Genomic DNA, 25,148 nt, shown 5'->3' with positions numbered 1-25,148 from the left:
GGACGATTGCCCACACCGTCACCGTGTCATCGCCTGCTTCACCAGGTTTCTGCCGAAGTCCCACATCAGGCTGCCGCCGTTGTGGGCTTCGTCCATGACTGCCGTGAAGGCCGTCACGAAGCGGTCCACCTCGCGTTCGCCGATGATGAGTGGGGGGATCAGTTTGATCACCTCCACCTCGTCCCCCGAGACCTGGGTGAGGATGCGGTGCTTCTGGAGCAGCGGCACCACGACCATCTGGGCGAAGAGGCCCTTGCGGGCCGCCTGGAGCATCGTCCAGCGGCCGCGCAGGCCCAGTGACCTGGGGCGGCCGAACTCGATGCCGACCATCAGGCCGCGGCCGCGCACGTCGTGCAGCAGCTCGTACTTGTCGACGAGCGCCGCGAGGCGGGAGCGCAGGAGTTCGCCCGTGGTGCGGGCGTTGGCGACGATCCCCTCGTCCTCCATGACGGCCAGGACCGCCAGGCCGGCGGCCATGGCCTGCGCGTTGGAGCCGAAGCTGGCCGAGTGGACGAGGACGCGGTCCATGGACGAGTAGACCTTCTTGAAGATCCAGTCCTTGCCGAGCGTGGCGCCCACGGGAACGTAGCCGCCCGAGAGCGCCTTCGCCACGCACACCAGGTCCGGCTCCACGCCCGGCTCGTGCTGGTGGGCGTAGAAGGCGCCCGTGCGCCCGATGCCGGTCTGCACCTCGTCCGCGATGAGGAGGGCCTTGTGGCGGTGGAGGAGGTCCTGCGCGGCGCGGAGGTATCCGGGTGGGGCCTCGTGGACGCCCTTGCCCTGGACGGGCTCGACGATCAGGCCCGCCACGTCGCCGCGCCGCAGCTCCCGTTCGAGGGCGTCCAGGTCGCCGAGCGGGACCGGGGTGTCCGGGAGCAGGGGCGCGAAGCCGTCCCGGAAGCCGTTCTCGCCGTTGACGGAGAGGGAGCCGACGGTCAGGCCGTGGAAGGCGTGGGCGCAGTACAGCACGCGGGGTCTGCCCGTGGCGTACCGGGCGAACTTCAGGGCGGTCTCCACGGCCTCGGTGCCGCTGTTGCCGAAGAACACCCGGTCCAGGTACGGGGTGTACGACAGCAGCCGCTCGGCGAGCAGGCCCGGCAGCGGCGGGCAGTCGAAGCGGGTGAGGTCGGCGAGCGAGGCGTCCAGGACGTCGTGGAGCGCCTTGCGGACCACGGGATGGTGCCGGCCCAGGCCCATCACGCCGAAGCCGGCGAGCATGTCGAGATAGTCCCGCCCCTCGGCGTCCCAGAAGTACGCGCCCTCCGCCCGCTCGTAGACCTTGTCGAAGCCGATGGTGCGGAGCATGCGCGGCAGCTGGTGGTTGAGGTGGCGGGCGTGGAGGTCGTAGCGTTCGCCGCCGCGCTCGGCCAGCAGCCGGGTCAGGTCGAATCTCTCGGTGCCGTCGGCGGTCATGCCCTGCTCGTCTCCTTCTCCTCGGCCTTGGCCCGCTCCTCGTCCCTGGCGAGTACGGCGCTGATCCGCCCGGCGATCTCGGCGGGGGTGAGCCCCACGTCCGCCAGCACCTCCGAGCGCTTGGCGTGGGCCAGGAACTGCTCGGGGATGCCGAAGGTGCGTACGGGCAGGTCGACGTCGGCGTCGCGGAGCGCCTGGGCCACGGCCCAGCCGACACCGCCGGCGCGGCTGTTGTCCTCGACGACGGCGACCACGCGATGGCGGGCGGCGAGCGGCGGCAGTGCCGGGTCGACGGGTTTGACCCAGCGCGGGTCGACGACGGTGCAGCTCGTGCCCCGGGCGCCCAGCAGGTCGGCCGCGTCCAGCGCCACCCGGGCCATGGCGCCCACCGCGACCAGCAGCACGTCGGCCCCGTCGGTGTCCGCCGGCCGGGCGAGCACGTCCATGCCGCCGGTCCGGCCGACGGCCGGGATGCTCTCGCCCACGTTCTCCTTGGGGAAGCGGACGACGGTGGGGGCGTCCTCGACCTCGACGGCCTCGCGCAGCTGGGCCCGCAGCTGGTCGGCGTCGCGCGGGGCGGCGATCCGCAGGCCGGGGACGACCTGGAGGATGGACATGTCCCACATGCCGTTGTGGGACGGCCCGTCGGTGCCGGTGACCCCGGCCCGGTCCAGGACGAACGTCACGCCGCACTTGTGGAGGGCGACGTCCATCAGCACCTGGTCGAAGGCGCGGTTGAGGAAGGTGGCGTAGACGGCGAAGACGGGGTGGAGGCCGCCCGTGGCCAGGCCCGCCGCCGATACCGCGCCGTGCTGCTCGGCGATGCCCACGTCCCAGACCCGGTCCGGGTAGGCCGTCGCGAATTTGGTCAGGCCCACGGGGTCGAGCATCGCCGCCGTGATGGCGACGACGTCGGGCCGCTCGGCGCCGATCCGTACCATCTCGTCTCCGAAGACCGACGTCCACGACCGCCCGGCCGGCGGGGCGAGGGGCTCGCAGGTGAGCGGGTTCATCGCGCCCACCGTGTGGAAGCGGTCCGCCTCGTCCCGCAGGGCGGGCTGGTAGCCGCGCCCCTTCTCCGTACGGCAGTGGACGAGGACGGGCCCGTGGAAGCGTTTGGCGCGGCGCAGCGCCGACTCGACGGCCGCGATGTCGTGGCCGTCTATCGGGCCGAGGTATTTCAGGCCCAGGTCCTCGAACATGCCCTGGGGGGCGAAGGCGTCCTTGAAGCCCTTCTTCGCCCCGTGCAGCGACTCGTACAGCGGTTTGCCGACCAGCGGCAGGCCCTGGATGGCGTCCTTGCCCCAGGACAGGGCGCGCTCGTAGCCGTCGGTGGTGCGCAGGGTGGCCAGGTGGTCGGCGAGGCCGCCGATGGTGGGGGCGTAGGAGCGTTCGTTGTCGTTGACGACGATGATCAGCCGGCGGTCCTTGGCGGCCGCGATGTTGTTGAGGGCCTCCCAGGCCATGCCGCCGGTGAGGGCGCCGTCGCCGATGACGGCGACGACGTGGTCGTTCCAGCGGCCGAGGACCTGGTTGGCCTTGGCGAGGCCGTCGGCCCAGCCGAGGACGGTCGAGGCGTGGCTGTTCTCGATGACGTCGTGCTCGGACTCCTCGCGCGAGGGGTAGCCGGAGAGGCCGCCCTTGCCGCGCAGCTTGGAGAAGTCCTGGCGGCCGGTGAGCAGTTTGTGGACGTAGGACTGGTGCCCGGTGTCCCACAGGATGCGGTCCGAGGGCGAGTCGAAGGACCGGTGCAGGGCGATGGTCAGCTCGACCACGCCGAGGTTCGGCCCGAGGTGGCCGCCGGTCCTGGCCACGGCGTGGACCAGGAAGTGGCGGATCTCCTCGGCGAGGTCGGTGAGCTCCTCGCCGTCCAGTGCCTTCAGGTCGCGCGGACCGCGGATGTTCTCCAGCAACGACACGTCGGCCCCCTCCTCCTGTCGTCGGCCCGGTGTGCCGGGCCGGGTGATCGGACTCCGCCGGTTTCATCAGAGGACGGTGACGGCCGGCGTGCCCGAGCCGGTGCCGTCCTTCTCCATCCGTTCGGCGAGCTTCATGGCCTCGTCGATGAGGGTCTCCACGATCTTCGACTCGGGGACGGTCTTGATGACCTCACCCTTGACGAAGATCTGGCCCTTGCCGTTGCCGGAGGCGACGCCGAGGTCGGCCTCGCGGGCCTCGCCGGGGCCGTTGACGACGCAGCCCATGACGGCGACGCGCAGCGGCACTTCCATGCCGTCCAGCCCGGCCGTGACCTCGTCGGCGAGCTTGTAGACGTCGACCTGGGCGCGGCCGCAGGACGGGCAGGAGACGATCTCCAGCCGGCGCGGGCGGAGGCCCAGGGACTGCAGGATCTGGATGCCGACCTTCACCTCCTCCACGGGCGGGGCGGAGAGGGAGACCCGGATGGTGTCGCCGATGCCTTCCGCCAGCAGGGCGCCGAAGGCGACGGCCGATTTGATGGTGCCCTGGAAGGCCGGGCCGGCCTCGGTGACGCCGAGGTGCAGCGGGTAGTCGCACTGGGCGGCCAGCTGGCGGTAGGCGTTGACCATGACGACCGGGTCGTTGTGCTTGACCGAGATCTTGATGTCGCGGAAGCCGTGCTCCTCGAAGAGGGACGCCTCCCACAGCGCCGACTCCACCAGGGCCTCCGGGGTGGCCTTGCCGTACTTGCCCAGCAGGCGCTTGTCCAGGGACCCGGCGTTGACACCGATGCGGATCGGGGTGCCCGCCGCGGCCGCCGCCCTGGCGATCTCCTTGACCTTGTCGTCGAACTGCCGGATGTTGCCCGGGTTGACGCGCACCGCCGCGCACCCGGCGTCGATGGCGGCGAAGACGTACTTCGGCTGGAAATGGATGTCGGCGATCACCGGGATCTGCGACTTCCTGGCGATGACCGGCAGCGCGTCCGCGTCGTCCTGCGAGGGGCAGGCGACGCGGACGATCTGGCAGCCCGCCGCCGTCAGCTCGGCGATCTGCTGCAGCGTGGCGCCGACGTCGGCCGTGACCGTCGTCGTCATCGACTGCACCGAGACGGGGGCGTCCCCGCCCACCGGCACCCGGCCCACCTGGATGCGCCGTGACGCGCGGCGTACCGCCAGGGGCCGGGCCGGTGGCACGGGCAGCCCGAGGGAGACGGGCTCCGCGGTGGCCATCGCGGTCAGCCCCGGTTTCCGGCGACGCTCTCGCGGGCCGCGCGCAGCGACTCCTTGAGCGAGCCCATGGTGGCGAGGACGGCGGTGGGCTCGTAGCCGCAGTGCGCCATGCAGTTGTCGCACCGGGGGTCCTTGCCGCGGCCGTACTTGTCCCAGTCGGTCTCCTCGATCAGCTCCCGGTAGGTGGGCACGTATCCGTCGCTCATCAGGTAGCAGGGGCGCTGCCAGCCGAAGAGCGAGTAGTTGGGGATGGCCCAGGCGGTGCAGGGGAAGTCGACCTTCCCCTCCAGGAAGTCGAGGAAGAGCGGGCTGTGGTTGAGCCGCCAGCGGGAGCGGTTGCCCCCGGCGAACGCCTTCCTGAACAGCTCCCGGGTCTGCTCGACGCCCAGGAAGTGGTCCTGGTCGGGGGCCTTCTCGTAGGCGTAGGCCGGCGAGATCATCATCTCGTCGACGCGCAGCTCGTCGTTGAGGAAGTTGAGCACCTCGACGATGGTCTGCGGGGTGTCGGTGTTGAAGAAGGTGGAGTTGGTGGTGACGCGGAAGCCCCGGCGCTTGGCCTCCTTGATCGCCTCCACCGCCTCGTCGAACACCCCCTCCTTGGCCACGGACTCGTCGTGGCGCTCGCGCAGCCCGTCGATGTGCACGGCGAAGGCGAAGTACGGAGAGGGGGTGAACTTCTCCATCTTCTTCCGCATCAGCAGGGCGTTGGTGCACAGGAAGACGTATTTCCGCCTGGCCACCAACTGGCGCACGATCTCATCGATGTGAGGGTGCATCAGGGGCTCGCCGCCGGCGATGGACACCATCGGCGCGCCCGACTCCAGCACCGCGCCGACCGCCTGGGCGACGGGCATCCGCTGTTTGAGCACCCCGGCCGGGTGCTGGATCTTCCCGCAGCCCTCGCACTTGAGGTTGCAGGCGTAGAGCGGCTCCAGCTCGACGATCAGCGGGAACTTCTCCCGCCGGCGGAGCTTCTGTTCGAAGAGATAGGTTCCCACCCGGATGGTCTGGCGAAGCGGCATGGCCATCTGGCTCACCTCCTGGGGAGCAGCAAAGAACGGTGCCATTCGAAAAAAGCCGGCAGGACGGTGCGGAGCACACGGAAAGCCGATATTCCCCCCCGCAAGGTCCCGATTCGCACAAGTTCATGTTCGGGAGCGTCCACGACCACTCTTACGGCCGCAACGGGGCGGGCACCGGCCCGCACGGCGCTTCGGAGCGTGGCCGCGGACTCCATGTCCACCGCCAGCGCCCCGGCGGCGTGCAACGCTCCCCGCTCCGCGCCCCGGACGACGTGGTCGGAGCCGACCAGCGGCCCGGTGTGGATGACGCGCCGGGGCGCCACCCGGGCGAGCTCCTTGGCGAGCAGTTCCACGCCGGCGCACTCCGTGCGGCCCGCCGGGTCGCGGGTCTCGTCGGCGACGACCAGGTCGCCGGGGTGCATCCCCGGCGCCAGGCCGGCGCAGAAGCCGGTGGCGATCACCGCCGTCTCGCCCCCGGAGCCGGGCGGGGCGCCGCCGTCGAGGGCCCGGGTCACGGCGCGTTCCGCGGCCTGCGGGCCCATCCCGGTGCGCAGGACGGTCACGGGTCCGGCCGCGCCGCCGAGGCCGCCGCGCAGGGCGAGGCGCTCGATACCGAGCGCGCAGGCGATCAGCAGCGGTGCGGGGGCGGGAGTACCCGTGCCGGCGGTCATCAGCCCTCCAGCGGCGTCTCGGCGAAGGGTTCGCCGTGGAGATAGCGGCCGAGGGCAGTGAGCGGGAACACCTGGCGGTACAGGTGGTAGTTGATGGAGAAGTCCCAGGGGAAGCCCGTGCCGGTGAAGTACGGCTCGTCCCAGGAGCCGTCCTCCCGCTGGGTGTCGGTCAGCCAGGTCACCCCGCGCTCCACCACCGCGCTCTCCCGCTCCCCCGCCGCCAGCAGCGCCATCAGCGCCCAGGCGGTCTGGGAGGCGGTGGAGGCACCCCGGCCGATCCATTCGGGGTCCCGGTAGGAACGGAGGTCCTCGCCCCAGCCGCCGTCCGGGTTCTGCACCTCGCCCAGCCAGGTGACGGCCCGGCGGATCGCCGGATGGGAGACGGGGATGCCGGAGACCACCAGGGCGGGCACCACGGACCCGGTGCCGTAGACGTAGTTGACGCCCCAGCGGCCGAACCAGGCGCCGCACTCCTCCTGTTCGCCCAGCAGCCATTCGACGCCCCGGCGGGCGCGCGGGTCGTGCCGCTTGCCGAGGACCGCCAGCATCTCCACGACGTGGGCGGTGACATCGGCGGACGGCGGGTCGATGACCTCGCCGAAGTCGCAGAAGGGCAGCCGGTTGGGGAACGGGCTGGTGTTGTCAGCGTCGAAGGCGCCCCAGGCGCCGTTTCTCGACCGCATGCCCACCGCCCAGTTGGCGGCCCGCCGGATCGCCTTCTCCATCCGCTCGGGGTCGGGGTGGCGGACCCGCTTGAGGGCGAGCACGACCTCGGCGGTGTCGTCGATGTCGGGGTAGGCGTCGTTCTCGAACTCGAAGGCCCAGCCACCGGGTGCCAGGTGCGGCCGTTTCACGGTCCAGTCGCCGGGGCGCAGGATCTGCTCGTCCAGCATCCAGTCGGCGGCCTTGACCAGCGCCGGGTGGTCGGGGGGCAGGCCCGCGTCGGCGAGGGCGGTGGTGGCCAGGCAGGTGTCCCAGACCGGGGACTGGCACGCCTCGATCATCCGGACGGGTGCGCCGTCCTCGTCCTCGTCCCAGACGGCGAAACGGTCCAGCGACTCGAGGCCGGCGCGCAGCACCGGGTGGCGGAGGTCGTAGCCCAGCAGGTGGAGGGCGATGACGGAGTAGACGGCGGGGGGCTGGATGCCGCCCCAGCAGCCGTCGTTCTCCTGCCGCTCGACGATCCAGCGGGCCGCCGAGCGCAGCGCGGCCCTGCGCAGCGGGGCGACGGGGAGGCGGTGGTAGACGTGGAGCGCCTTGTCCAGGCGCTGGAAGACGCCGTCCCAGCTGGTGGCGGGGGCGAGGGGGCGGGGCGGGGCCGGCCGGCGGGGGTCGGTGTGGAGCTCGTCGAGGGCGAAGGGCGCGGGGCGGACGGGCCGCAGGGCGGAGACGACGGTCAGGGGGACGATGGTCTGCCGGGCCCACTGGCCGAAGTCGTAGAGGTTGAGGGGCACCCACTTCGGCAGGTACATGATCTCGGGTGGGAGCTCGGGGAGGTCCTCCCAGCGCCACCAGCCGAAGAGGGCCAGCCAGATCCGGGTGAAGACGCGGGCGGCGGCGACGCCGCCCTGTGCGCGGACCCAGGCGGAGGCGGCGGCCATGTGGGGGGCGTCGGGGGCGTCCCCGGCGAGGCGCAGGGCGGTGTAGGCCTCGACGGTGGCGGAGAGCTCGGCGGGGCCGCCGTGGAAGGTGGCCCAGGTGCCGTCGGGGCGCTGCCGGGAGCGGATGAAGCGGGCCGCGGCGGCCGTGGTCCGCTCGTCGTCGACGCCCAGGAACCGGCGCAGCAGCAGGTCCTCGGCGTCCATGGTGACGTTGGTCTCCAGGTCGCCCTTCCACCAGCCGGCCGCGTCCTGGCGGGCCAGCAGGTGTTCCGTGGCGAGGGTGACGGCCCGCGCCGCGGCTTCACGCGTCTTCGGCGCTCCGGGGGCCGCCGTGGCGGGCGCCGGAACGGTGGTGCTGTGGCCGGCCTCGGCCTCGGGGAGCGGTGACTCCCCGGTGCCGTCGGTCGTCGCTGTCATGGTTTCCCCTAATGCAGTGAGTTCCTTCTCTGCCGTACTGCTGTGACTGCCGTACTTCGGGGGGTTCCGTCAGCCGGTGCCGCACACACGAGGCACCGGCCGGCGACCGCGGGACTACTTCGCGCCGATAGCGATCAACTCTTCCGCACGACGACGAAATCGGCGAGCCCGACGAGCTGCGCGCGGACCTCCGCGGGCATGTCCACGCCATCGAGGGCCTCGACGGCGGTGGCGTGCTGGCGGCGGGCCTCCTGCTCGGTCCACTCGCGGCCGCCCGCCTCCTCGATCAGCGCGGCGCGGGAGGCGAACTCCTCCTCGTCGAAGTCGGCGAGCTGCGCGTCGGTGAGCTTGGCATCGGCGGCGAGGATGCCGGCGAGCCGCTCGGAGGCGGGACCGCCGGCCGCGAGGGCGGCGACCACGGGGAGGGACTTCTTGCGCTGCCGCAGGTCGCTCCAGGTCTGCTTGCCGGTGGTCTCCGGGTCGCCCCAGATGCCCAGCAGGTCGTCGACGGCCTGGAAGGCGAGGCCCAGGTGGTAGCCGTAGGCCTCCAGGGTGTCGGCCGTGCGGTCGTCGGCGCCGCCGAGGACCGCACCGATGGAGACCGCGCAGGCCAGCAGCGCGCCGGTCTTGTTGCCCTCCATCTCCAGGCACTCCGCGACGGTGACGCGCTCGCGGTGCTCGTAGGAGATGTCCTGGGCCTGGCCGTCGATGAGCTTGCGGGTGGCGGTGGTGAGCCGACGGGTGGCCCGCCCGGCCTCCACCGTGCCGAGCTCCAGCAGGATCTCGTTGGCGAGCGCGAAGAGGGCGTCGCCCGCGAGGATGGCCTGGGCCGGGCCGTAGGCCTTCCAGACGGTGTCGCGGTGGCGGCGCTGCTCGTCCCCGTCCATCAGGTCGTCGTGCAGCAACGAGAAGTTGTGGACGAGCTCCACGGCGACCGCGCCCGGGATGCCGGTCTCGGCCGGGGCGCCGGCGGCCTCGGCCGACAGCAGGGCGAGGGCGGGCCGGACGGCCTTGCCCGGGTCGCCGTGGGCGGGCTTGCCGTCGATGTCGATCCAGCCGAAGTGGTAGGCGGCGACGGTGTCCATGGGTGCCGCGAGCCTGTCCACGGCGGCACGCAGCACCGGCGTGGCAAGCGTCCGTCCGCGCTCCAGCAGGGCGCGTACGCCCGCGGTGTCGACAGCTGGGATCGCCGATGTCACGGTCTCTCCTCTGGTGGTGGTCGTGCTCATGCGCGTCCCGCTCGCGGGTACGCGCGCCTTGAGGGCTCGCTGGTTCATACCGCCGCCTCCCGCAGGGGGCTCCGGTGGGGCAGGCCGAGCTCCGAGAGGGCCGCGCCGGCGGCGGCGAGACCGCTGCGCACCGCGCCCTCCATGGTCGCGGGCCAGCCGGTGGCGGTCCACGCACCGGCCAGGTAGAGGCCGGGCGCGTTCGTGGGGGCGTCGGGCCGGAGCCGGCCGACGCCCGGGGTGGGGGCGAACGTCGCCGTCCGCTCGCGGGTGACGAAGAAGTCCTTCACCCGTGCCGTCCGGGCGGCCGGCAGCAGCCGGGCCAGCTCGGGGAGGTAGCGCTCGCGCAGCTCGGCGACCGGCCGGTCGATGTCGTCCCGCGCGGCGGACTGGGACACGGCCAGGTACTGCGCGGCCTTGTCCCGGGCGGCGAGCCCGGAGGAGTCGGTGCGGTCGAAGACCCACTGCACCGGGCTGCCGAGCGCGGCGAAGAAGGGCTGCCGCAGGACCTTGCGGTCGTAGACGACGTGGAGGTTGAGGATCGGCGCGGTGTCGATGCCCAGCAGCCGGTCGGGTTCGTCGAGGGCGCCCTCGGGCAGCAGCGCGTGGGTCTCGCGCTGGGGCACGGCCAGGACGACGGTGTCGGCCTCCAGCCGCTCGCCCTTGCCCGGCCCGGCCTCGGTGTCGACCTGCCAGCCGCCGTCGGCCGGGCGGGCGATCCGGGTGGCGCGGGTGCGCAGCGCGACGCGGACGCCGGCGGCGTCCAGCGCGTCGCGGGCCATCGTGTCGTGGAGCTCGCCGAGCGGCACCCGGGCCCAGCCGATGTCGGCGGCGCCGGGCTCGGAGAGCAGGCCGGTCTTGAAGACCATGGCGGCCAGGGCCAGTGAGGAGTGCCCGGCGGTGGCGTTGAGGGTGGCCACGCCCACCAGGTCCCACAGGGCCTCGACCGTCCGGGGCGACTGGCCGCGGCGGCGCAGCCAGGTGCCGAAGTCGGTGCCGTCCAGGGCGGGGTCCTCGAGGTCGAGGGCGCGCAGTGCCAGCGCGGCCCTCCCGACCGAGGCGCGCTCGGCGAGCGAGAGGTGGGGGTAGGTGGCGAGGCTGGCGGCCAGATGGAGGGGGACGGGCAGGGCGGCGCGGCGCAGCCGGCCGAGGCGGGGCCTGCCGGAAGGGTGGCCGACGTCCAGGACGGGCACGTCGAGCCGGTCCTGGACGGGGGCCAGGTGGGCGCCGCCGATCCGGTCGAGGAACCAGCGGTAGGCGGTGCAGCAGCGCAGGTAGACGTGCTGGCCGTTGTCGACGGTCAGCTCGCCGCGGCGGAAGGAGAAGGCGAGCCCGCCGAGGCGGGGCCGGCTCTCCAGCAGGGTGACGCGAAGGCCCGCGGCGGCGAGCTCGAGGGCCGCCGTGACGCCCGCGAGTCCGCCCCCGATGACTACCGCGGCCGCCCCGTCGGGGCGGCCTGCTTGGTCCGTGCGGAGCCGGTCGGGCCGGGTTGTCGTTCGTTCTGTCATGCGCCCATCCCCTCGGCTGCTGTCAGGGACGCGTCCGCCGGGCGGAGGGTTGCGCACCGGTTTCCGGCGCGGTGGTTTCCGGTGCGGTGGACCGCCTCACCGGGCGTACGGCTCGTGCGGGTCGTCGTGGCGCGGGCGCGGGTCATCAAACGCGCCCCCTGGCGGTCTGCCGGTGGACGCTGCGCGCGTCGTACCCGGAGAGTCCGCGGACGGCGACGAGGGCCTTCTCGTGGCCCGGCAGGGAGACGCGGCCGCGCAGCACCGCCGTGGGCTCCTCGGCGATGCGTTCCAGCAGCCGGCGGTAGATGCCGGACATGGCCGCGACGCAGGCGCCGCTGCGCCGGTCGAGCATGGGGAGGAGCTTCATGCCCTCGGCGAACAGCGCGCGGGCGCGCCGGACCTCGAAGTGGACCAGGCCGGTGAAGTCCGCGCCGGCCGGGGGCAGGGCGGAGTGGAATCCGGCGGAGCAGCCGAATTTGGCGAGGTCCTCGGAGGGCAGGTAGGTGCGGCCGTTGGCCGCGTCCTCGCGGACGTCGCGGAGGATGTTGGTGAGCTGGAGCGCCAGGCCCAGCGTGTCGGCGTACTCCGGGGCGCGTGCGGCGTCCCGTGCGCCGGGCACGGTGCCGAAGATGCCCAGGGAGAGCCGTCCGATGGCGCCGGCGACGCAGCGGCAGTAGTGGGCGAGCTCGTCCCAGGTCTCGTAGGTCTCGCCGCGGACGTCCATCTGGACGCCGTCGATGAGCTCGTCGAGGCCGCCGATGGGGATGGGAAAGCGGCGCACGGCATGGGCGAGCGCGACGGCCACCGGGTCGGTGTCGTCCTCGTCGATGTCGCCGGCGCGGATCCGGTCGAGCGTGGTGCGGGCGTCCTCCAGCCGGAGCCGCTTGGACTCGGGGTCCAAGGTCCCGTCACCGATGTCGTCTATGCGCCGGGAGAAGGCGTACAGCGCCGACATGGCCCGCCGTTTGGCGGTGGGCAGCAGCCTGATCCCGTAGCTGAAATTGCCGGCCTGCTGTCCGGTGACGGCTTCGCAGTAGCTGTACGCGGCGAGTACCGGCGGCGACGTCTGTGGCGTTCCAGTCACGTCCCGGCTCACCCCTCTCTTCGCAGTGTCGCCCCCACCTCGCGCAGCAGGCTGAGCTTGGTGGGCTTGGGCGGTCCGGGGAGAACGTCGTGCCCCGCGGCGGTGACCGCGGCGAGTGCGGCCCTCCCTCCGCCCACGAATCCCGCGAGCAACAGCTTCAGCCTGCCGTGGACGCTACCCACCAGGGGGGTGCCTTCATTCAGCAGGCGCCGGGCGCGTTCCGCCTCGTACGCGACCAGGGCGCGCACTGACGCGCCGGCGGTCGGGAGGGCGAGGTCGGCCTCCGTGACGCGGAAGCGCGCCATGTCGTCGGCGGGCAGGTAGACGCGGTCGCGCCGGAGGTCCTCGGCGACGTCCTGTAGGTGTTCGACGATCTGCAGGGCGGTGCAGACCGCGTCCGAGCGGCGGACCCGCTCGGGGCTGGTGGTGCCGGTGATGCCCAGGACGAGGCGGCCGACGGGGTTGGCGGACAGCTCGCAGTAGGCGAGCAGGTCGGCGTAGGTCCCGTAGCGGCGGACGCGCTGGTCCTGGCGGTTCGCCTCGATCAGGCCCAGGAAGGGCTCGGGGGTCAGACCGCACCGGCGGACGGTCGGACGCAGGCGGAGCAGCAGCGGGTGGCGCGGGCCCGTGCCGGTGGTGTCGAAGACGCGCCGGAGGTCGGCCTCGAAGGCGTCGAGCATGGCGAGCCGGTCGTCGGTCTGCTCGCGGTCCAGGCCGAGCAGCTCGGCGTCGCGGCCGCCGGGGGCCAGGTCGCCGTCGCCGATGTCGTCGACGAGGCGGGCGTAGCCGTAGATCGCCATGAGATCGGCACGCCAGGAGCGCGGCACGAAGAAGGGCGCCACGGGGAAGTTCTCGTGCGCGGCCTTGTCGAGCACGGCGCGCGCGTGCGCGTCCGTCCCCGCGGTCATCGCGGGCTGCCCGGACCGGGGACGGCGTACGCGTCTCTGATCTGGAGAGTTCCCGTAACCATTGCCGTCACATCTCCCGTTCTACACTGCCGACCCAGAACATCCTATTTCGGACACGCCGCAGGGCGGGCCGTGCCCCTGGCCTCCCTCCGGGCCGCTTCATCGCGACCCCGGTGGCGGGACCGTCCGCGTGTATCGCCACGCCCCGGGCCAAAACAGCCGCAAAAGAGCAGGCTACAGCGTACGCCGCACAGGTGTCCGACGCTCGCCGGGGTATGTGCTTGATCCTCACAATGCCACGCGAGCGCCCAATCAGCCCTGACAATAAGCCAGTTGATCGTCACGGAACGGTCAAGGCCCCCGCCGCGACAGCGCGGCGGGGGCCTCGCACATCACATCCGCGTCAGCGGGCCGTTTCCTTCTCATAGGCCCGGACGACCTCGTCCGTCGGCCCGTCCATCAGCAGTTCCCCGCGCTCCAGCCACAGCACCCGGTCGCACGTGTCCCGGATGGACTTGTTGTTGTGGCTGACCAGGAACACCGTGCCGGCCTCCTTGCGGAGCTCGCGGATGCGTTCCTCCGAGCGCTTCTGGAAGGCCCGGTCGCCCGTGGCCAGCGCCTCGTCGATCATCAGCACGTCGTGGTCCTTGGCGGCCGCGATGGAGAACCGCAGCCGCGCCGCCATGCCGGACGAGTAGGTGCGCATCGGCAGGGTGATGAAGTCGCCCTTCTCGTTGATCCCCGAGAAGTCGACGATGTCCTGGTAGCGCTCGCGGATCTGCTCCCGGGACATGCCCATCGCCAGTCCGCCGAGCATCACGTTCTTCTCGCCGGTGAGGTCGTTCATCAGGGCGGCGTTGACGCCCAGCAGCGAGGGCTGACCGTCGGTGTAGACCTTGCCGCGCTCGGTGGGCAGCAGCCCGGCGATCGCCTTGAGCAGGGTCGACTTGCCCGAGCCGTTGGAGCCGATCAGGCCGATGGCCTGGCCCCGGTAGGCGGTGAAGCTCACGCCCTTGACGGCGTGCACCTCCCGCACCCCGGCGCTCGGCTGCCGGCGGACGATCCGGTTCAGGGCGGCCGTGGCACTGCCCCGGCCGGTGTTGCCGCCGTAGACGCGGTAGACGATGTGGACGTCCTCCGCGATCACGGTGGGGACGCGCTCGGCACCCTTGGGAATGATCTGCTCAGCCACGGCCGTACTTCTCCTCAGCCTTCCAGAAGTAGACGAAGCCGCCGACGCCGATCACCACGGCCCAGCCGATCGCCAGCAGCCATACGTGCGGCGGCAGGTGCTTCGCCCCGTAGTCGTCGATCAGCGCGTAGCGCATCAGGTCGATGTAGACGGCCGCCGGGTTGGCCCCCAGCAGATCGATCACCCACTGGGACGCGTGGGTCCGCTTGAGGTTGTCGACCAGGCTGTACATCACGCCCGAGGCGTACATCCAGGTGCGCAGCAGGAACGGCAGCAGCTGGGCCAGGTCGGGGGTCTTGCTGCCCGCGCGGGCCAGGATCAGCGCCAGTCCGGTGTTGAAGAGGAACTGGAACGCCAGCACCGGGACGATCATCAGCCAGGCCATCGAGGGCATGTGCCCGCAGGCGACCAGGACGAGGGCCAGCACGACCATCGAGTACAGCAGCTGCTGGAGCTGCTGGAGCGCGAAGGAGATCGGCAGGGCCGCCCGGGGGAAGTGCAGCGCCCGGACCAGGCCCAGGTTGCCCGCGATCGCCCGGACGCCCGCCATCGCCGAGCTCTGGGTGAAGGTGAAGACGAACACACCGGTCACGAGGAACGGCACGTAGGTGTTCACCGACATCGCGCGCTTCTGGTCCATCATCACGCCGAAGATGAAGTAGTACACGACGGCGTTCAGCAGCGGCGTGGCCACCTGCCAGACCTGGCCCAGCTTGGCCTGGCTGTACTGAGCGGTCAGCTTCGCCCGGGAGAAGGCGGAGATGAAGTGGCGCCGCTCCCACAGCTGCCGCGCGTACTCGCCCAGGGTCGGCCGGGCGCCGCTCACCGCGAGGCCGTACTTGCGGGCCAGCTCGGCGGCGGGCAGTCCGTCGTCGGGTGACGACGGCACAGTCAGGGCGACCGCACTGTCGTGCGTTGTCTCGCTCACAGTTGACACTTTCGTCCTCAAGGCGCGCTCCCGGGGCCCTGCCCCGGTGCGCGCCCGATGCTCTTCGACACGACTCTCGGATACGAGCTTGTCAGATCACGGGGGGACGACCCAGTCGGGTCAGGCGCCACACGGTACGCCACTTCATCGGGCGCCGTGGCCCGCACGGAGTCGTCCAGCCCTCCCGGAAGCCGCCCAGCCAGGCGCGCAGCGCGGGCAGGGAGGGCCGCCGGGCCAGGGTCAGCAGCAGCCAGACCCCGACGTAGACGGGGACCAGCGGCGCGGGCAGATTGCGGCGGGCCAGCCAGACCCGGTTCCGGGCCACCATCCTGTGATAAACGGCATGGCGGCTCGGGGCGGTCGTCGGGTGGTGGAGGACCATGTCCGACCGGTAGTCGATCATCCAGCCCGCGTCCAGGGCCCGCCAGGCCAGGTCGGTCTCCTCGTGGGCGTAGAAGAACTCGTCCGGCAGCCCGCCGACGTCGGCGAAGACCCGGGTGCGCGCCGCGTTGGCGCCGCCCAGGAAGGTCGTCACGCGCGAGGAGCGCATCGGGTCGGAGGCCCGCAGCCGGGGCACGTGGCGGCGCTGGGTGACGCCGGTGTCCGGATCGGCGATCCGGAAGCTGATGATGCCCAGCTCCGGGTCGGCGGCGAACGCCTCCCGGCACAGCTGGGCCGTGTCCTGGTTCGGCAGGTGCCCGTCGTCGTCGAGGAAGAGCAGGACGTCCACGTCCCGGCCGGCGGGGCCGAAGGCCTCGATGCCGACGTTGCGGCCGGCCGGGATGCCCACGTTCTCCGGCAGCTCGACGGTGCGCACGGCCAGGCCGGGCACGGACAGCTCGGGCAGCGGGGAGCCGTTGCCGACGACGACGACCTCGATGGGGTCGCCGGTCTGCTTGGCGACGGACTCCAGCAGGGCGCGCAGCTCGTCGGGGCGGTTGCCCATGGTCAGGACGACCGCGCCGACCTTCATGCTCGTATCGCTCATTTCAGCCTGCTCGACGCCAGGATGGACACCAGGTGCAGCACCGTCTGCAGCAGCGCGATGCCCGCGAGGACGGCGGTGCCGAGACGGGTGAAGAACAGGTCGCCGTGGGCCGCGTCCGCGATCGCGAGGACGAGGATCAGCAGGGACGCCTCGATGCCGAGGATCAGCCGGTGGAACTTCAGGGCGGCGGCGGCCTTGCGGGCCAGGGCCATGCCCGAGGAGCGCGGCTCGGACGCGGACTCCTTGACCGGCGGCAGCCCGGCCTGGTGGCGGGCGACGCCGACGAGGTCCGTCTCGGCCTTGATCAGGACGGCGCCGAGCGCGGCGAGCGTGCCGAGGAAGGCCCACAGCCAGTCGATCCGGCCGCTCCCCCACAGGTCGGCGGCGCGCAGACCCAGGCCGACCAGGACCGCGGCGTCGCACAGATAGGCGCCGACCCGGTCCAGGTACACCCCGGAGTTCGAGTACTGCTTCTTCCAGCGGGCGATCTCGCCGTCGACACAGTCCAGCAGCAGATAGAGCTGCACCATGACCACACCGAGGACGGCGCCCCAGATCCCCGGCACCAGCAGCGCCGGGAGCGCGAGGACGCCCGCCACGGTCATCAGGTAGGTGAGCTGGTTGGGCGTGACCCTGGTGTTCACCAGATGGCGGTCGACCCGCAGCGAGATCTCCCGCATGTACAGGCGGCCCATCCAGTGCTCGCCACTGCGCCGGTCCTTCACACCCGCGGGGTGGACGACCGGGCGGAGTTCAGCGACTGATGGTTTGTGCATAGTCGGCGTACGCGTCCCTGATCTGATCGGTGGAGAGGTCGAGGTGCTCCAGGATGGTGTACCTCCCGGGGCGGGTCTGCGGCGCGTACTCCACGATCGAGACGAACTCGTCGTCGGTGAAGCCGATGTCGCCCGGCAGCACGGGCAGACCGTGGCGGCGCAGCACCTCGACCATGAGCGCGGATTCCTGGTGGGCACCGCGCAGGTGCATCGCGAAGGCTGCCCCGAGGCCGCACTGCTCGCCGTGGCTGGCGGCGCGCCTGGGGAACAGGAGGTCGAAGGCGTGGTTGATCTCGTGGCAGGCGCCGGAGGCCGGCCGGCTGTCGCCCGCGACGGACATCGAGATGCCGGTGAGCACCAGGCCCTCGGCCAGCACCTGGAGGAAGGCGTCGTCGCCGACGCCGCCGGGGTGGCGCAGCACGGCCTCGCCGGCCTGGCGGGCCATGGCGGCGGCCAGCCCGTCGATGTCCTCGCCGCGCTCGCGGTGGGCGAGCTCCCAGTCGGCGACGGCGGAGATGTTGGAGATCGCGTCGCCGATCCCGGAGCGGACGTAGCGCGAGGGGGCCTCGCGGATGATGTCCAGGTCGATGACGACGGCGATCGGGTTGGGCACGCCGTAGGAGCCGCGGCCCGCGTCGTTGTCGAGGGTGGCGACCGGCGAGCAGAGCCCGTCGTGCGAGAGGTTGGTGGCCACGGCGACCAGCGGAAGCCCTATGCGGGCGGCCGCGTACTTGGCGCAGTCGATGATCTTCCCGCCGCCGAGGCCCACGACCGCGTCGTAGCGCCCCTTCTTCATGCGGTCGCCGAGCCGGACGGCGTCGTCGAGGGTGCCGCCGCCCACCTCGTACCAGGAGGCGCCCGGCAGCGCCGGGGCGAGCCGCTCGCGCAGCTGCGCCCCGGAGCCGCCGCTGATGGCGACGGCCAGCTTGCCGGAGCTGGAGATCCGCTGGTCGTGGAGGAGCCCGGCCAGGTTGTCCAGCGCTCCGGCGCGGATGTCGACGACGACCGGCGAGGGGATGAGCCTCGTCAGTACTGGCACGCGATCTCCCGGCCCTTGGCGAGGTCGTCGTGGTTGTCGATCTCGACCCACTTCACTTCGCCGATGGGGGCCGTGTCGATCTTGAAGCCGCGGTGGACGAGCTCCTGGTAGCCGTCCTCGTAGTACAGGTCGGGGTCGCGCTCGAAGGTGGCCTTCAGGGCGTCGGCCAGCTCGGCGGCGGCGTCGGCCTCGATGAGGGTGACGCCGATGTACTCGCCGGTGGCGTCGGCGGGCTCCATCAGCTTGGTGATCCTCTGGACGCCCTTGTCGGGGTCGACGACGACCTTCATCTCCTCGTCGGCGAGGTTCTTCACCGTGTCCAGGGCGAGGATGATCCGCTTGCCGTCGCCGCGCGCGGCGAGCAGCGTCTTCTCGACGGAGACGGGGTGGACGGTGTCGCCGTTGGCGAGGATCACACCGCGGCCGAGCACGTCACGGGCGCACCACAGGGAGTAGGCGTTGTTCCACTCCTCGGCCTTGTCGTTGTCGATCAGGGTGAGGGTGACGCCGTACTTGGCCTCCAGGGCCTCCTTGCGCGCGTACACGGCCTCCTTGCGGTAGCCGACGACGATCGCGACCTCGGTCAGGCCGACCTCGGCGAAGTTGCCGAGGGTCAGGTCGAGGACGGTCGTCGACTCCTCATCCCCTTCAGGGCCCACCGGCACCAGCGCCTTGGGCAGCGTGTCGGTGTAGGGGCGCAGACGCCGTCCGGCGCCGGCGGCCAGCACGAGGCCGATCATGCGGGTTCTCCTGTTTCGTCGTGGACTGCGGGCGCCCCGGAGGACACCCAGAACCGGATGCTCTCGCTGAGCACCACGAGCGCGATGGCGGCCGCCAGGACCGTCAGCGCGATGGTGAAGCCTCGGCCGTGCCACAGGGAGGCGGCGGCGGTGACCGCCAGCACGCGTCCCTCGTGCCCGCCGATGGCCCGTACGAGCCAGTGCGGGGGCGCGCCGGTGCCGCCGCGGATGCGGTACACCGTGTCGTAGTGATGGTAGGCGACCGCGGCGACCAGCCCGAAAGCCGCGGGCAGGGCGCCGGGGGCCGCCGAGCGGGCGGCCAGGAGCAGGACGATCCCGTACTCGGTGGCCCGGAAGACGGCGGGGAGCAGCCAGTCGAGCGGCCCCTTGAGGGCGTGCGCCACGGCGACGCCCGCGAGCAGCGCGTACACCGCGGCGGGGGCCAGGCCCTGCCAGGTGCCCAGGGTTCCGGCGGCCAGCGGCCAGACGAACAGGGCCACGGCGGCGAGCAGCGCCCAGTAGGGGGCGCTGTACGAGCCGCCGGGCACCCGGCGGCCCAGCAGGCGGCCCACGGCCTCGGCCACGGGGCCGGAGTCCACGAGGTCGGCCAGCGCCTGGGCGGCGCGGTCGGTGCGCTTCGCCTTGCGGGTGAGCGAGCGCAGCACCCGGCCGGCGGTGGTGTAGCAGGCGGCGAAGGCGCAGCCGATCAGCAGGACGACGAAGGTCACCCGGGGGGTGGTGAGCGCCGTGAGCAGCGCTATCAGCGCCCAGCGCTCGCCGATGGGCAGAATGATCATGCGCCGGGCCCAGACGGTCCAGCCGACGCTGTCGAGCCTGCCGGAGAGGGCGGCGGTGGGGCTGGTGTTGGCGGTGGCGTCGTGGTTGGCCTCGTTGAAGGCGAAGTCGACGACGTGCCGGCAGGTCTGGAGGACCATGGCGCCGAGCGCGAGCGCCCAGACGTCGTCGCCGCCACGGGCGGCGCCCAGGGCGAGGCCCGCGTAGTAGGCGTACTCCTTGGCCCGGTCGAAGGTCGCGTCGAGCCAGGCGCCGAGCGTCGAGTACTGCAGCGAGTAGCGGGCGAGCTGCCCGTCGGTGCAGTCCAGGACGAACGAGGCGATCAGCAGCACGCCGGCCGCGACGAACCCGGTCCGGGTGCCGGTGGCCGCGCAGCCGGCCGCGATCAGCGCGGTCAGCAGGGAGGCGGTCGTCACCTGATTGGGGGTGAGGCCGCGGCGGGCGCACCAGCGGGCGATGTACCGGGAGTACGGGCTGACGCAGAAGGTCGTGAAGAAGCCGTCGCGGGACTTCACGGCGGCGCGCAGCCGCACGGCCTCGTCGTCGACGGCGGCGACCTCCGCCAGCGCCTTCGCGCGGGCGTCCGCGCCCTCGGGCAGCTCGGCGACGAGCACGCCCAGCTCGGGGCGGTGCACGGTCACGCCGCCGGCCTCCAGCCGGGCGGCGAGGGTGTCGGGGAGCGGCTCGCCCAGGGCCGCGGCCTCGGCTGGGGTGGCCGGGCCGGTGCCGGCCCCTGCCTCGCCCGGCTCGACCGGGCGCGAGCCCTCCGGCCGGGCGGCCGCCGCGCCGGACGCGGCGGGCTTCGCGGCGCCCTCGGCCGCCGGGCGGCCGGCGGTCGGGGCGACCGGGGGAGCACTGGCCGGCGTCGGGCCGGCGCCCGCCGTCTCGGTCAGCGCCAGCGCGAGCGCCTGCCGCGCTTCCGCCTGGACCGCGAGGGCACCCGGTACGGCGCCCGCCGGGAAGCGGGGGTCGGTCAGGGCCAGGCGCAGGGCGTGGACGTGTCCCGTGAAGCGGGGGTCGACGACGGCGACGCGCTCGGCGGCCGGGACCGCGGCGAGCTCCCCGGCCGCGCCCGCGGCACCGGTCGCGGTGCGCACGTCGAAGCCGAGCGCCCGCAGGTCGTCCTCGAGCGAGGAGCCGGCGGGCGGCGGACCGGTGAGGATGGCGGTCGACAGACGAACTCACTCCTTGCGGCTGGCGTGGCCGCCATGCGGCCGCAGGACGCGGCGGGCGGCTGGCGTGCCGCGCCGGGCCCCGGTCTGCGGGGCGGCGCACGGCACACGACGGCAGAGGCTATCGGATCACCGGAAGGCCGAGTTCACCGCACGTGCACCCGGGCGTTCCCGGCCCGGGCGGGGGCCCGGGAACCGGCCCCTACAGGGACGTCCCGGACGTCCGGGCGGTTCCCACGGACGGACGAAACGTTTCCCGTCGGATGGCTGGAATAGGGTGCCGTCATGACGTGGCTGATCACAGGCGGAGCTGGGTACATCGGGGCGCATGTGGCGCGGGCGATGACGGAGGCCGGGGAGCGGGTGGCCGTCCTGGACGACCTGTCCTCGGGCGTGAGCGGCCGGCTGCCGGAGTCGGTCCCGCTGGTGCGGGGCTCGGTGCTGGACCGTGAGCTGCTCGACCGCACGCTCACCGGTCTCGGCGTGACGGGAGTGGTGCACCTGGCGGCGAAGAAGCAGGTCGGGGAGTCGGTCGAGAAGCCCCTGCTGTACTACCGGGAGAACGTCCACGGGCTGACCGTGCTGCTGGAGGCCGTGGTCGCGGCCGGGGTCCGCAGCTTCGTCTTCTCGTCCTCGGCGGCCGTCTACGGCATGCCCGACGTGGACCTGGTCACCGAGCGGACGCCCTGTCTGCCGATCAACCCGTACGGCGAGACCAAGCTCGCCGGGGAGTGGCTCGTCCGGGCGACGGGCGCCGCGCACGGCATCGCCACGGCGTGCCTGCGCTACTTCAACGTGGCGGGCGCGGCCCGGCCGGAGCTGGCCGACACCGGCGTCTTCAACATCATCCCGATGATGTTCGACCGCGTCACCCGGGGCGAGCGGCCGCTGATCTTCGGCGACGACTACGCCACCCCGGACGGCACCTGCGTCCGTGACTACATCCACATCGAGGACCTGGCGACCGCCCACCTCGCCGCCGCCCGCCGGCTGGCCGAGCGGCCGGGCGCGGGCGACCTGACGCTGAACGTCGGCACCGGGTTCGGGGTGTCCGTCCGGGAGATGGCCGACCTGATCGGCGAGATCACCGGGCGCCCGGAGCTGACGCCCGAGACGGCCCCGCGCCGTCCGGGTGATCCGGCGCGTGTCGTGGCGTCCAACGAGCTGATCGCGAAGGAGCTGGGCTGGAGCGCCCGCCACGGCCTCCGCGACATGGTCGCCTCCGCCTGGGAGGGCTGGTGCCTCCACCACCCCGAGGCGCGCCGCGCCTGATCCCCGCGATCCCGCCCCCGCCCGTAGTTGACTGGGCCCGACGACGGCTTCGGAAGGCGGCGGGCATGGGAGCGGGTCACCACCACGGCCACTCGCACGGGGGACGCCCGCCCGGTGCGACCGGCACGGCCGCGGCCGCCCACAAGGGGCGGCTGCGGATCGCGCTGGGCATCACCCTGACCGTCCTGCTGGTCTACGCGGTCGGCAGCGCGCTGACCGGTTCGCTCGCGCTGTTCGCCGAGGCGGGCCACATGGCCACGGACGCGGTCGGGGTCTTCATGGCCCTCCTGGCGATCCGTTTCGCCGCCCGCCCGGCCTCCGGCAGACGCACCTGGGGCTACGCCCGGGCCGAGATCCTCGCCGCCCTGCTGAACTGTGTGCTGCTGCTCGGCGTCGGCGGCTACGTCCTGATCGAGGCCGTCGAGCGGCTGGCGGAGCCCGCGCCGGTGCCGGGCGCGCGGACGGTCGTCTTCGGCCTGGTCGGCGTGGTCGCCAACGGCGTCTCGCTGGCCCTGCTGACCCGGGGCAGCAAGGAGAGCCTGAACGTGCGGGGCGCGTTCCTGGAGGTCCTCTCGGACGCCCTGGGCTCCCTGGCCGTGGTCGTCTCCGCGCTGGTGATCATGGCGACGGGCTGGACCCGGGCGGACCCGGTCGCCTCGCTGCTGATCGGGCTGATGATCGTGCCGCGCACGGTGAAGCTGCTGCGCGAGGCGCTGGACGTGCTGCTGGAGGCGGCGCCGAGGCACGTCGACATGGACGAGGTGCGGGCGCACATCCTGGCCCTGCCCGGGGTGCGGGGCCTCCACGACCTCCACATGTGGACGATCACCTCGGGGATGCCGGTGCTGTCGGCGCACGTGGTGGTGGACCCGGGCGCGCTGGACTCGGCGGGACAGGAGAAGATGTTGCACGACCTTCAGGACTGCCTCGGCGAACACTTCGCCGTGGAGCACTGCACCTTTCAGCTGGAGCCCGGCGGGCACGCCGAGCACGAGGCCGGCCTCTGCCGCTGAGGCCTCGCACCGAGGCCCCGAGGAATCGTCCGCCGTGGTCGTGGGCATTCCGTACGGCAGACTTGAAGGTGGAAGACCGACAATGAGGATGGTCAATGCCGATCACATCTGCCAAGGGCCGCTCCGCCGACTCGGACCGGCGCCCCGAGGCCGCCGACGACGCCGAACCGATCATGCTGGAGCTGGTCGACGAGGACGGCAGAACCATCGGCACCGCCGAGAAGGTCTCCGCCCACATCGCCCCCGGCAGGCTCCACCGGGCCTTCTCGGTCTTTCTCTTCGACGACGCGGGCCGGCTGCTGCTCCAGCGCCGGGCGCTGGAGAAGTACCACTCCCCCGGCGTGTGGTCGAACACCTGCTGCGGCCACCCCTACCCGGCCGAGCCGCCCTTCGTCGCCGCCGCCCGCCGCACCGGTGAGGAGCTCGGCCTGGCGCCCGCGCTGATGCGCGAGGCCGGGACCGTCCGCTACAACCACCCGGACCCGGCCTCTGGCCTGGTCGAGCAGGAGTACAACCACCTGTTCGTGGGTACCGTCGCGGCCCTGCCGGATCCGGACCCCTCCGAGATCGCGGAGACCGCGTTCGTCACCCCCGCCGAGCTCGACGCGCTGCGCGAGAAGTACCCCTTCTCGGCGTGGTTCATGACCGTGCTGGACGCCGCCCGCCCGGCGATCCGCGAGGTCACCGGGGACGCCGCGGGCTGGTAGGCCGGGAGCGCAGCGGCAGGGCGGCCCAGACCACCTTGCCGCCGCCGGCGGTGTGCTCGATGTCGTAGCAGCCGCCGGCCTCCTCCACCGTCGCCTGCACCAGCAGCAGGCCCCGGCCGCCGGTGCGCGGCTCGTCCTCGGGGCACGCCTCCATGGGCGCGGGGCGGTACGGGTGGTTGTCCTCGACGGCCACCCGGACCCACTCCGGGCCCACGGAGACCTCCACGGCCACCTCCGGGGAGAGCAGCGCCGCGTGCCGCACGGCGTTGGTGACCAGCTCGGAGACGATGAGCAGCAGCCCGTACAGCTGGTCCTCGCGCAGCGGCACCGCGCGGCGCCGGATCAGCTCGCGGACGGCGCTGCGGGCCGCGGGAACGGACCGGTCGAGCGCGGGAGCCGTCCAGCGCCAGCTCCCGTCGTACTCGGCGGGCTTGCGGGGCGCGGCCGCCCGCCCCGGCCCGGGCGGGCGTCCCCCGCACATCTCCATCTCCGTAACCCACCCCTCGCCGTGGCCCGACCACCTGTGCCGAGTGTTGGGAACCTTGGCGTCCGCTCCGGTGAGCTGACCAGAAGTCATCGCTATCGACGGATTCCGGCGGGGTTCGACCGATCACGCACGCGGCTGTCGCCCCGCAGACTGTTTGATCATGACTTCCTGGTCCCGGTTAGCATCCGCCCATGGAGCCCGCACTGCAGCTTGTGATCGACGGACCCGTCGCCACCGTCCGGATCGTCAACCCCGCCAAACGGAACGCCATGACCACCGGGATGTGGAAGGACCTGCCCGGGCTCCTCGCGCGCTGCGCCGCCGACCCGGCGGTCCGGGTGCTGGTGCTGACCGGCGAGGGCGATACGTTCTGCGCGGGCGCGGACATCACCACGCTGGCCGCCGACGGCGGCGTGGGCTCGCGGGACCTGGCGGTGGCGGCGGAGGAGGCGCTGGCCGCGTTCCCCAAGCCGACGATCGCGGCCGTGCGCGGCCACTGCGTCGGTGGCGGCTGCCAGCTCGCGGTCGCCTGCGACCTGCGGTTCGCGGCGGAGGGGGCGTCCTTCGGGGTGACCCCGGCGCGGCTGGGCATCGTCTACCCGGCGTCCACGACGCGGCGGCTGGTGGAACTGGTGGGCCCGGCGACCGCCAAGTACCTGCTGTTCTCCGCCGAGCTGATCGACACCGAGCGGGCCCTGCGCACCGGGCTGGTGGACGAGGTGTGGCCGGCGGACGCGCTCGACGGCCGGGTGGCGGAGTTCGCGGCGACGCTGGCGGCGCGCTCGCAGCTGACGCAGGCGGCGGCCAAGGAGTTCGCCTCGTCCCCGGCCACGGCGGAACGCGTGGCCCACTGGGCCGCGCGGGAACGCGGCAGCGGCGACACCGCCGAGGGTGTCGCCGCGTTCTTGGAACGGCGGATGCCGCTCTTCGACTGGACGGTCTGAGCGCCCCGTTCCGAGCGCCCCGAAGGGGCGCGGGGAACTGCGCGCTCAGCCCGGGACGGCCCGCAGCGACCCGACTGCCCCACCAGCGGGGCG

At 72.8% G+C, this 25,148-nt stretch carries 22 protein-coding genes; 4 read left to right on the top strand and 18 right to left on the bottom strand.

Annotated elements, in window-relative coordinates; translation table 11 throughout:
- Window positions 1-18: 18 nt before the first annotated feature.
- The 17 genes from EKH77_RS26650 to EKH77_RS26570 form a co-directional block, all read right to left on the bottom strand.
- Entirely contained in the window at window positions 19-1,413 is a 1,395-nt protein-coding gene (locus EKH77_RS26650) for an aspartate aminotransferase family protein (RefSeq protein ID WP_126916823.1), read from the bottom strand.
- The gene (gene dxs, locus EKH77_RS26645; protein WP_126916822.1) at window positions 1,410-3,332 is read right to left on the bottom strand and encodes a 1-deoxy-D-xylulose-5-phosphate synthase; all 1,923 of its coding nucleotides are present in this window, start codon (window positions 3,330-3,332) and stop codon (window positions 1,410-1,412) included. The genes EKH77_RS26650 and dxs overlap by 4 nt, the downstream gene beginning before the upstream one ends.
- 66 nt (window positions 3,333-3,398) lie before the next feature.
- Complete coding sequence (gene ispG, locus EKH77_RS26640; protein WP_126916821.1) at window positions 3,399-4,565, bottom strand: flavodoxin-dependent (E)-4-hydroxy-3-methylbut-2-enyl-diphosphate synthase; 1,167 nt, start codon at window positions 4,563-4,565, stop codon at window positions 3,399-3,401.
- 5 nt (window positions 4,566-4,570) lie between these two features.
- Window positions 4,571-5,593 carry an adenosyl-hopene transferase HpnH gene (gene hpnH, locus EKH77_RS26635; protein ID WP_126916820.1) on the bottom strand — a complete coding sequence of 341 codons (1,023 nt, stop codon included), beginning with the start codon at window positions 5,591-5,593 and terminating at the stop codon, window positions 4,571-4,573.
- Window positions 5,594-5,598: 5 nt separating this feature from the next.
- Complete coding sequence (locus EKH77_RS26630; RefSeq protein WP_126916819.1) at window positions 5,599-6,258, bottom strand: 1-hydroxy-2-methyl-2-butenyl 4-diphosphate reductase; 660 nt, start codon at window positions 6,256-6,258, stop codon at window positions 5,599-5,601.
- The gene (gene shc, locus EKH77_RS26625; RefSeq protein WP_126916818.1) at window positions 6,258-8,276 is read right to left on the bottom strand and encodes a squalene--hopene cyclase; all 2,019 of its coding nucleotides are present in this window, start codon (window positions 8,274-8,276) and stop codon (window positions 6,258-6,260) included. Before shc ends, EKH77_RS26630 begins: the two co-directional genes overlap by 1 nt.
- Window positions 8,277-8,410: 134 nt before the next feature.
- Window positions 8,411-9,505 (bottom strand): polyprenyl synthetase family protein, encoded by a 1,095-nt coding sequence (locus tag EKH77_RS26620; RefSeq protein ID WP_126918312.1) that lies wholly within the window; start codon window positions 9,503-9,505, stop codon window positions 8,411-8,413.
- A gap of 44 nt (window positions 9,506-9,549) precedes the next feature.
- Window positions 9,550-11,010 carry a hydroxysqualene dehydroxylase HpnE gene (gene hpnE, locus EKH77_RS26615; RefSeq protein ID WP_126916817.1) on the bottom strand — a complete coding sequence of 487 codons (1,461 nt, stop codon included), beginning with the start codon at window positions 11,008-11,010 and terminating at the stop codon, window positions 9,550-9,552.
- Between the two features lie 145 nt (window positions 11,011-11,155).
- A complete protein-coding gene (gene hpnD / locus EKH77_RS26610) occupies window positions 11,156-12,106 on the bottom strand; it encodes a presqualene diphosphate synthase HpnD (protein WP_126916816.1) in 951 nt (316 codons plus the stop codon).
- Complete coding sequence (gene hpnC, locus EKH77_RS26605; RefSeq protein WP_126916815.1) at window positions 12,103-13,002, bottom strand: squalene synthase HpnC; 900 nt, start codon at window positions 13,000-13,002, stop codon at window positions 12,103-12,105. Before hpnC ends, hpnD begins: the two co-directional genes overlap by 4 nt.
- A gap of 403 nt (window positions 13,003-13,405) precedes the next feature.
- Window positions 13,406-14,194: an ABC transporter ATP-binding protein gene (locus tag EKH77_RS26600; RefSeq protein WP_126916814.1), complete on the bottom strand. Its 789-nt coding sequence runs from the start codon at window positions 14,192-14,194 to the stop codon at window positions 13,406-13,408.
- Window positions 14,187-15,122: an ABC transporter permease gene (locus tag EKH77_RS26595; RefSeq protein WP_126916813.1), complete on the bottom strand. Its 936-nt coding sequence runs from the start codon at window positions 15,120-15,122 to the stop codon at window positions 14,187-14,189. Before EKH77_RS26595 ends, EKH77_RS26600 begins: the two co-directional genes overlap by 8 nt.
- Before the next feature lie 91 nt (window positions 15,123-15,213).
- Window positions 15,214-16,110: a glycosyltransferase family 2 protein gene (locus EKH77_RS26590; RefSeq protein WP_126916812.1), complete on the bottom strand. Its 897-nt coding sequence runs from the start codon at window positions 16,108-16,110 to the stop codon at window positions 15,214-15,216.
- Window positions 16,107-16,886 (bottom strand): CDP-alcohol phosphatidyltransferase family protein, encoded by a 780-nt coding sequence (locus tag EKH77_RS26585; RefSeq protein ID WP_126916811.1) that lies wholly within the window; start codon window positions 16,884-16,886, stop codon window positions 16,107-16,109. The genes EKH77_RS26590 and EKH77_RS26585 overlap by 4 nt, the downstream gene beginning before the upstream one ends.
- The gene (locus EKH77_RS26580; RefSeq protein WP_126916810.1) at window positions 16,864-17,925 is read right to left on the bottom strand and encodes an iron-containing alcohol dehydrogenase family protein; all 1,062 of its coding nucleotides are present in this window, start codon (window positions 17,923-17,925) and stop codon (window positions 16,864-16,866) included. Before EKH77_RS26580 ends, EKH77_RS26585 begins: the two co-directional genes overlap by 23 nt.
- Window positions 17,913-18,665, bottom strand: coding sequence for a sugar phosphate nucleotidyltransferase (locus EKH77_RS26575; protein WP_126916809.1), 753 nt, complete (start codon window positions 18,663-18,665; stop codon window positions 17,913-17,915). Before EKH77_RS26575 ends, EKH77_RS26580 begins: the two co-directional genes overlap by 13 nt.
- Window positions 18,662-20,557: a DUF5941 domain-containing protein gene (locus tag EKH77_RS26570; RefSeq protein ID WP_430981013.1), complete on the bottom strand. Its 1,896-nt coding sequence runs from the start codon at window positions 20,555-20,557 to the stop codon at window positions 18,662-18,664. Before EKH77_RS26570 ends, EKH77_RS26575 begins: the two co-directional genes overlap by 4 nt.
- Before the next feature lie 360 nt (window positions 20,558-20,917).
- Here EKH77_RS26570 and galE point away from each other — a divergent pair, with 360 nt between their 5' ends.
- From galE to idi, 3 genes are all read left to right on the top strand, one after another.
- On the top strand, window positions 20,918-21,904 hold the full coding sequence (gene galE, locus EKH77_RS26560) for a UDP-glucose 4-epimerase GalE (protein ID WP_126916806.1): 987 nt from the start codon (window positions 20,918-20,920) through the stop codon (window positions 21,902-21,904).
- Between the two features lie 65 nt (window positions 21,905-21,969).
- Window positions 21,970-22,917: a cation diffusion facilitator family transporter gene (locus EKH77_RS26555; protein ID WP_126916805.1), complete on the top strand. Its 948-nt coding sequence runs from the start codon at window positions 21,970-21,972 to the stop codon at window positions 22,915-22,917.
- Between the two features lie 95 nt (window positions 22,918-23,012).
- Window positions 23,013-23,624 (top strand): isopentenyl-diphosphate Delta-isomerase, encoded by a 612-nt coding sequence (gene idi, locus EKH77_RS26550; protein WP_126916804.1) that lies wholly within the window; start codon window positions 23,013-23,015, stop codon window positions 23,622-23,624.
- Here the strand turns inward: idi and EKH77_RS26545 are convergent.
- Window positions 23,599-24,111, bottom strand: coding sequence for an ATP-binding protein (locus EKH77_RS26545; protein WP_126916803.1), 513 nt, complete (start codon window positions 24,109-24,111; stop codon window positions 23,599-23,601). The two genes, idi and EKH77_RS26545, sit on opposite strands and share 26 nt — an antisense overlap.
- 191 nt (window positions 24,112-24,302) lie before the next feature.
- Between EKH77_RS26545 and EKH77_RS26540 the strand changes: the two genes are divergently transcribed.
- Window positions 24,303-25,055: an enoyl-CoA hydratase/isomerase family protein gene (locus EKH77_RS26540; RefSeq protein ID WP_126916802.1), complete on the top strand. Its 753-nt coding sequence runs from the start codon at window positions 24,303-24,305 to the stop codon at window positions 25,053-25,055.
- Window positions 25,056-25,148: the final 93 nt, after the last annotated feature.

The sequence above is a fragment of the Streptomyces luteoverticillatus genome, from assembly GCF_003970715.1.
GTDB classification, from domain to species: domain Bacteria; phylum Actinomycetota; class Actinomycetes; order Streptomycetales; family Streptomycetaceae; genus Streptomyces; species Streptomyces abikoensis.
This window is presented reverse-complemented; position numbering and strand designations above follow the sequence as displayed.

Bases quoted from the DNA above. Each gene is read 5' to 3' on its own strand.
- EKH77_RS26545 (WP_126916803.1), bottom strand. From the start codon at position 24,111: ATGGAGATGTGCGGGGGACGCCCGCCCGGGCCGGGGCGGGCGGCCGCG.
- EKH77_RS26590 (WP_126916812.1), bottom strand. From the start codon at position 16,110: ATGAGCGATACGAGCATGAAGGTCGGCGCGGTCGTCCTGACCATGGGC.
- ispG (WP_126916821.1), bottom strand. From the start codon at position 4,565: ATGGCCACCGCGGAGCCCGTCTCCCTCGGGCTGCCCGTGCCACCGGCC.
- hpnC (WP_126916815.1), bottom strand. From the start codon at position 13,002: ATGACCGCGGGGACGGACGCGCACGCGCGCGCCGTGCTCGACAAGGCC.
- EKH77_RS26650 (WP_126916823.1), bottom strand. From the start codon at position 1,413: ATGACCGCCGACGGCACCGAGAGATTCGACCTGACCCGGCTGCTGGCC.
- EKH77_RS26575 (WP_126916809.1), bottom strand. From the start codon at position 18,665: ATGATCGGCCTCGTGCTGGCCGCCGGCGCCGGACGGCGTCTGCGCCCC.
- EKH77_RS26620 (WP_126918312.1), bottom strand. From the start codon at position 9,505: ATGAGCACGACCACCACCAGAGGAGAGACCGTGACATCGGCGATCCCA.
- EKH77_RS26630 (WP_126916819.1), bottom strand. From the start codon at position 6,258: ATGACCGCCGGCACGGGTACTCCCGCCCCCGCACCGCTGCTGATCGCC.
- EKH77_RS26540 (WP_126916802.1), top strand. From the start codon at position 24,303: ATGGAGCCCGCACTGCAGCTTGTGATCGACGGACCCGTCGCCACCGTC.
- idi (WP_126916804.1), top strand. From the start codon at position 23,013: ATGCCGATCACATCTGCCAAGGGCCGCTCCGCCGACTCGGACCGGCGC.
- shc (WP_126916818.1), bottom strand. From the start codon at position 8,276: ATGACAGCGACGACCGACGGCACCGGGGAGTCACCGCTCCCCGAGGCC.
- hpnE (WP_126916817.1), bottom strand. From the start codon at position 11,010: ATGACAGAACGAACGACAACCCGGCCCGACCGGCTCCGCACGGACCAA.
- galE (WP_126916806.1), top strand. From the start codon at position 20,918: ATGACGTGGCTGATCACAGGCGGAGCTGGGTACATCGGGGCGCATGTG.
- EKH77_RS26585 (WP_126916811.1), bottom strand. From the start codon at position 16,886: ATGCACAAACCATCAGTCGCTGAACTCCGCCCGGTCGTCCACCCCGCG.
- EKH77_RS26555 (WP_126916805.1), top strand. From the start codon at position 21,970: ATGGGAGCGGGTCACCACCACGGCCACTCGCACGGGGGACGCCCGCCC.
- hpnH (WP_126916820.1), bottom strand. From the start codon at position 5,593: ATGGCCATGCCGCTTCGCCAGACCATCCGGGTGGGAACCTATCTCTTC.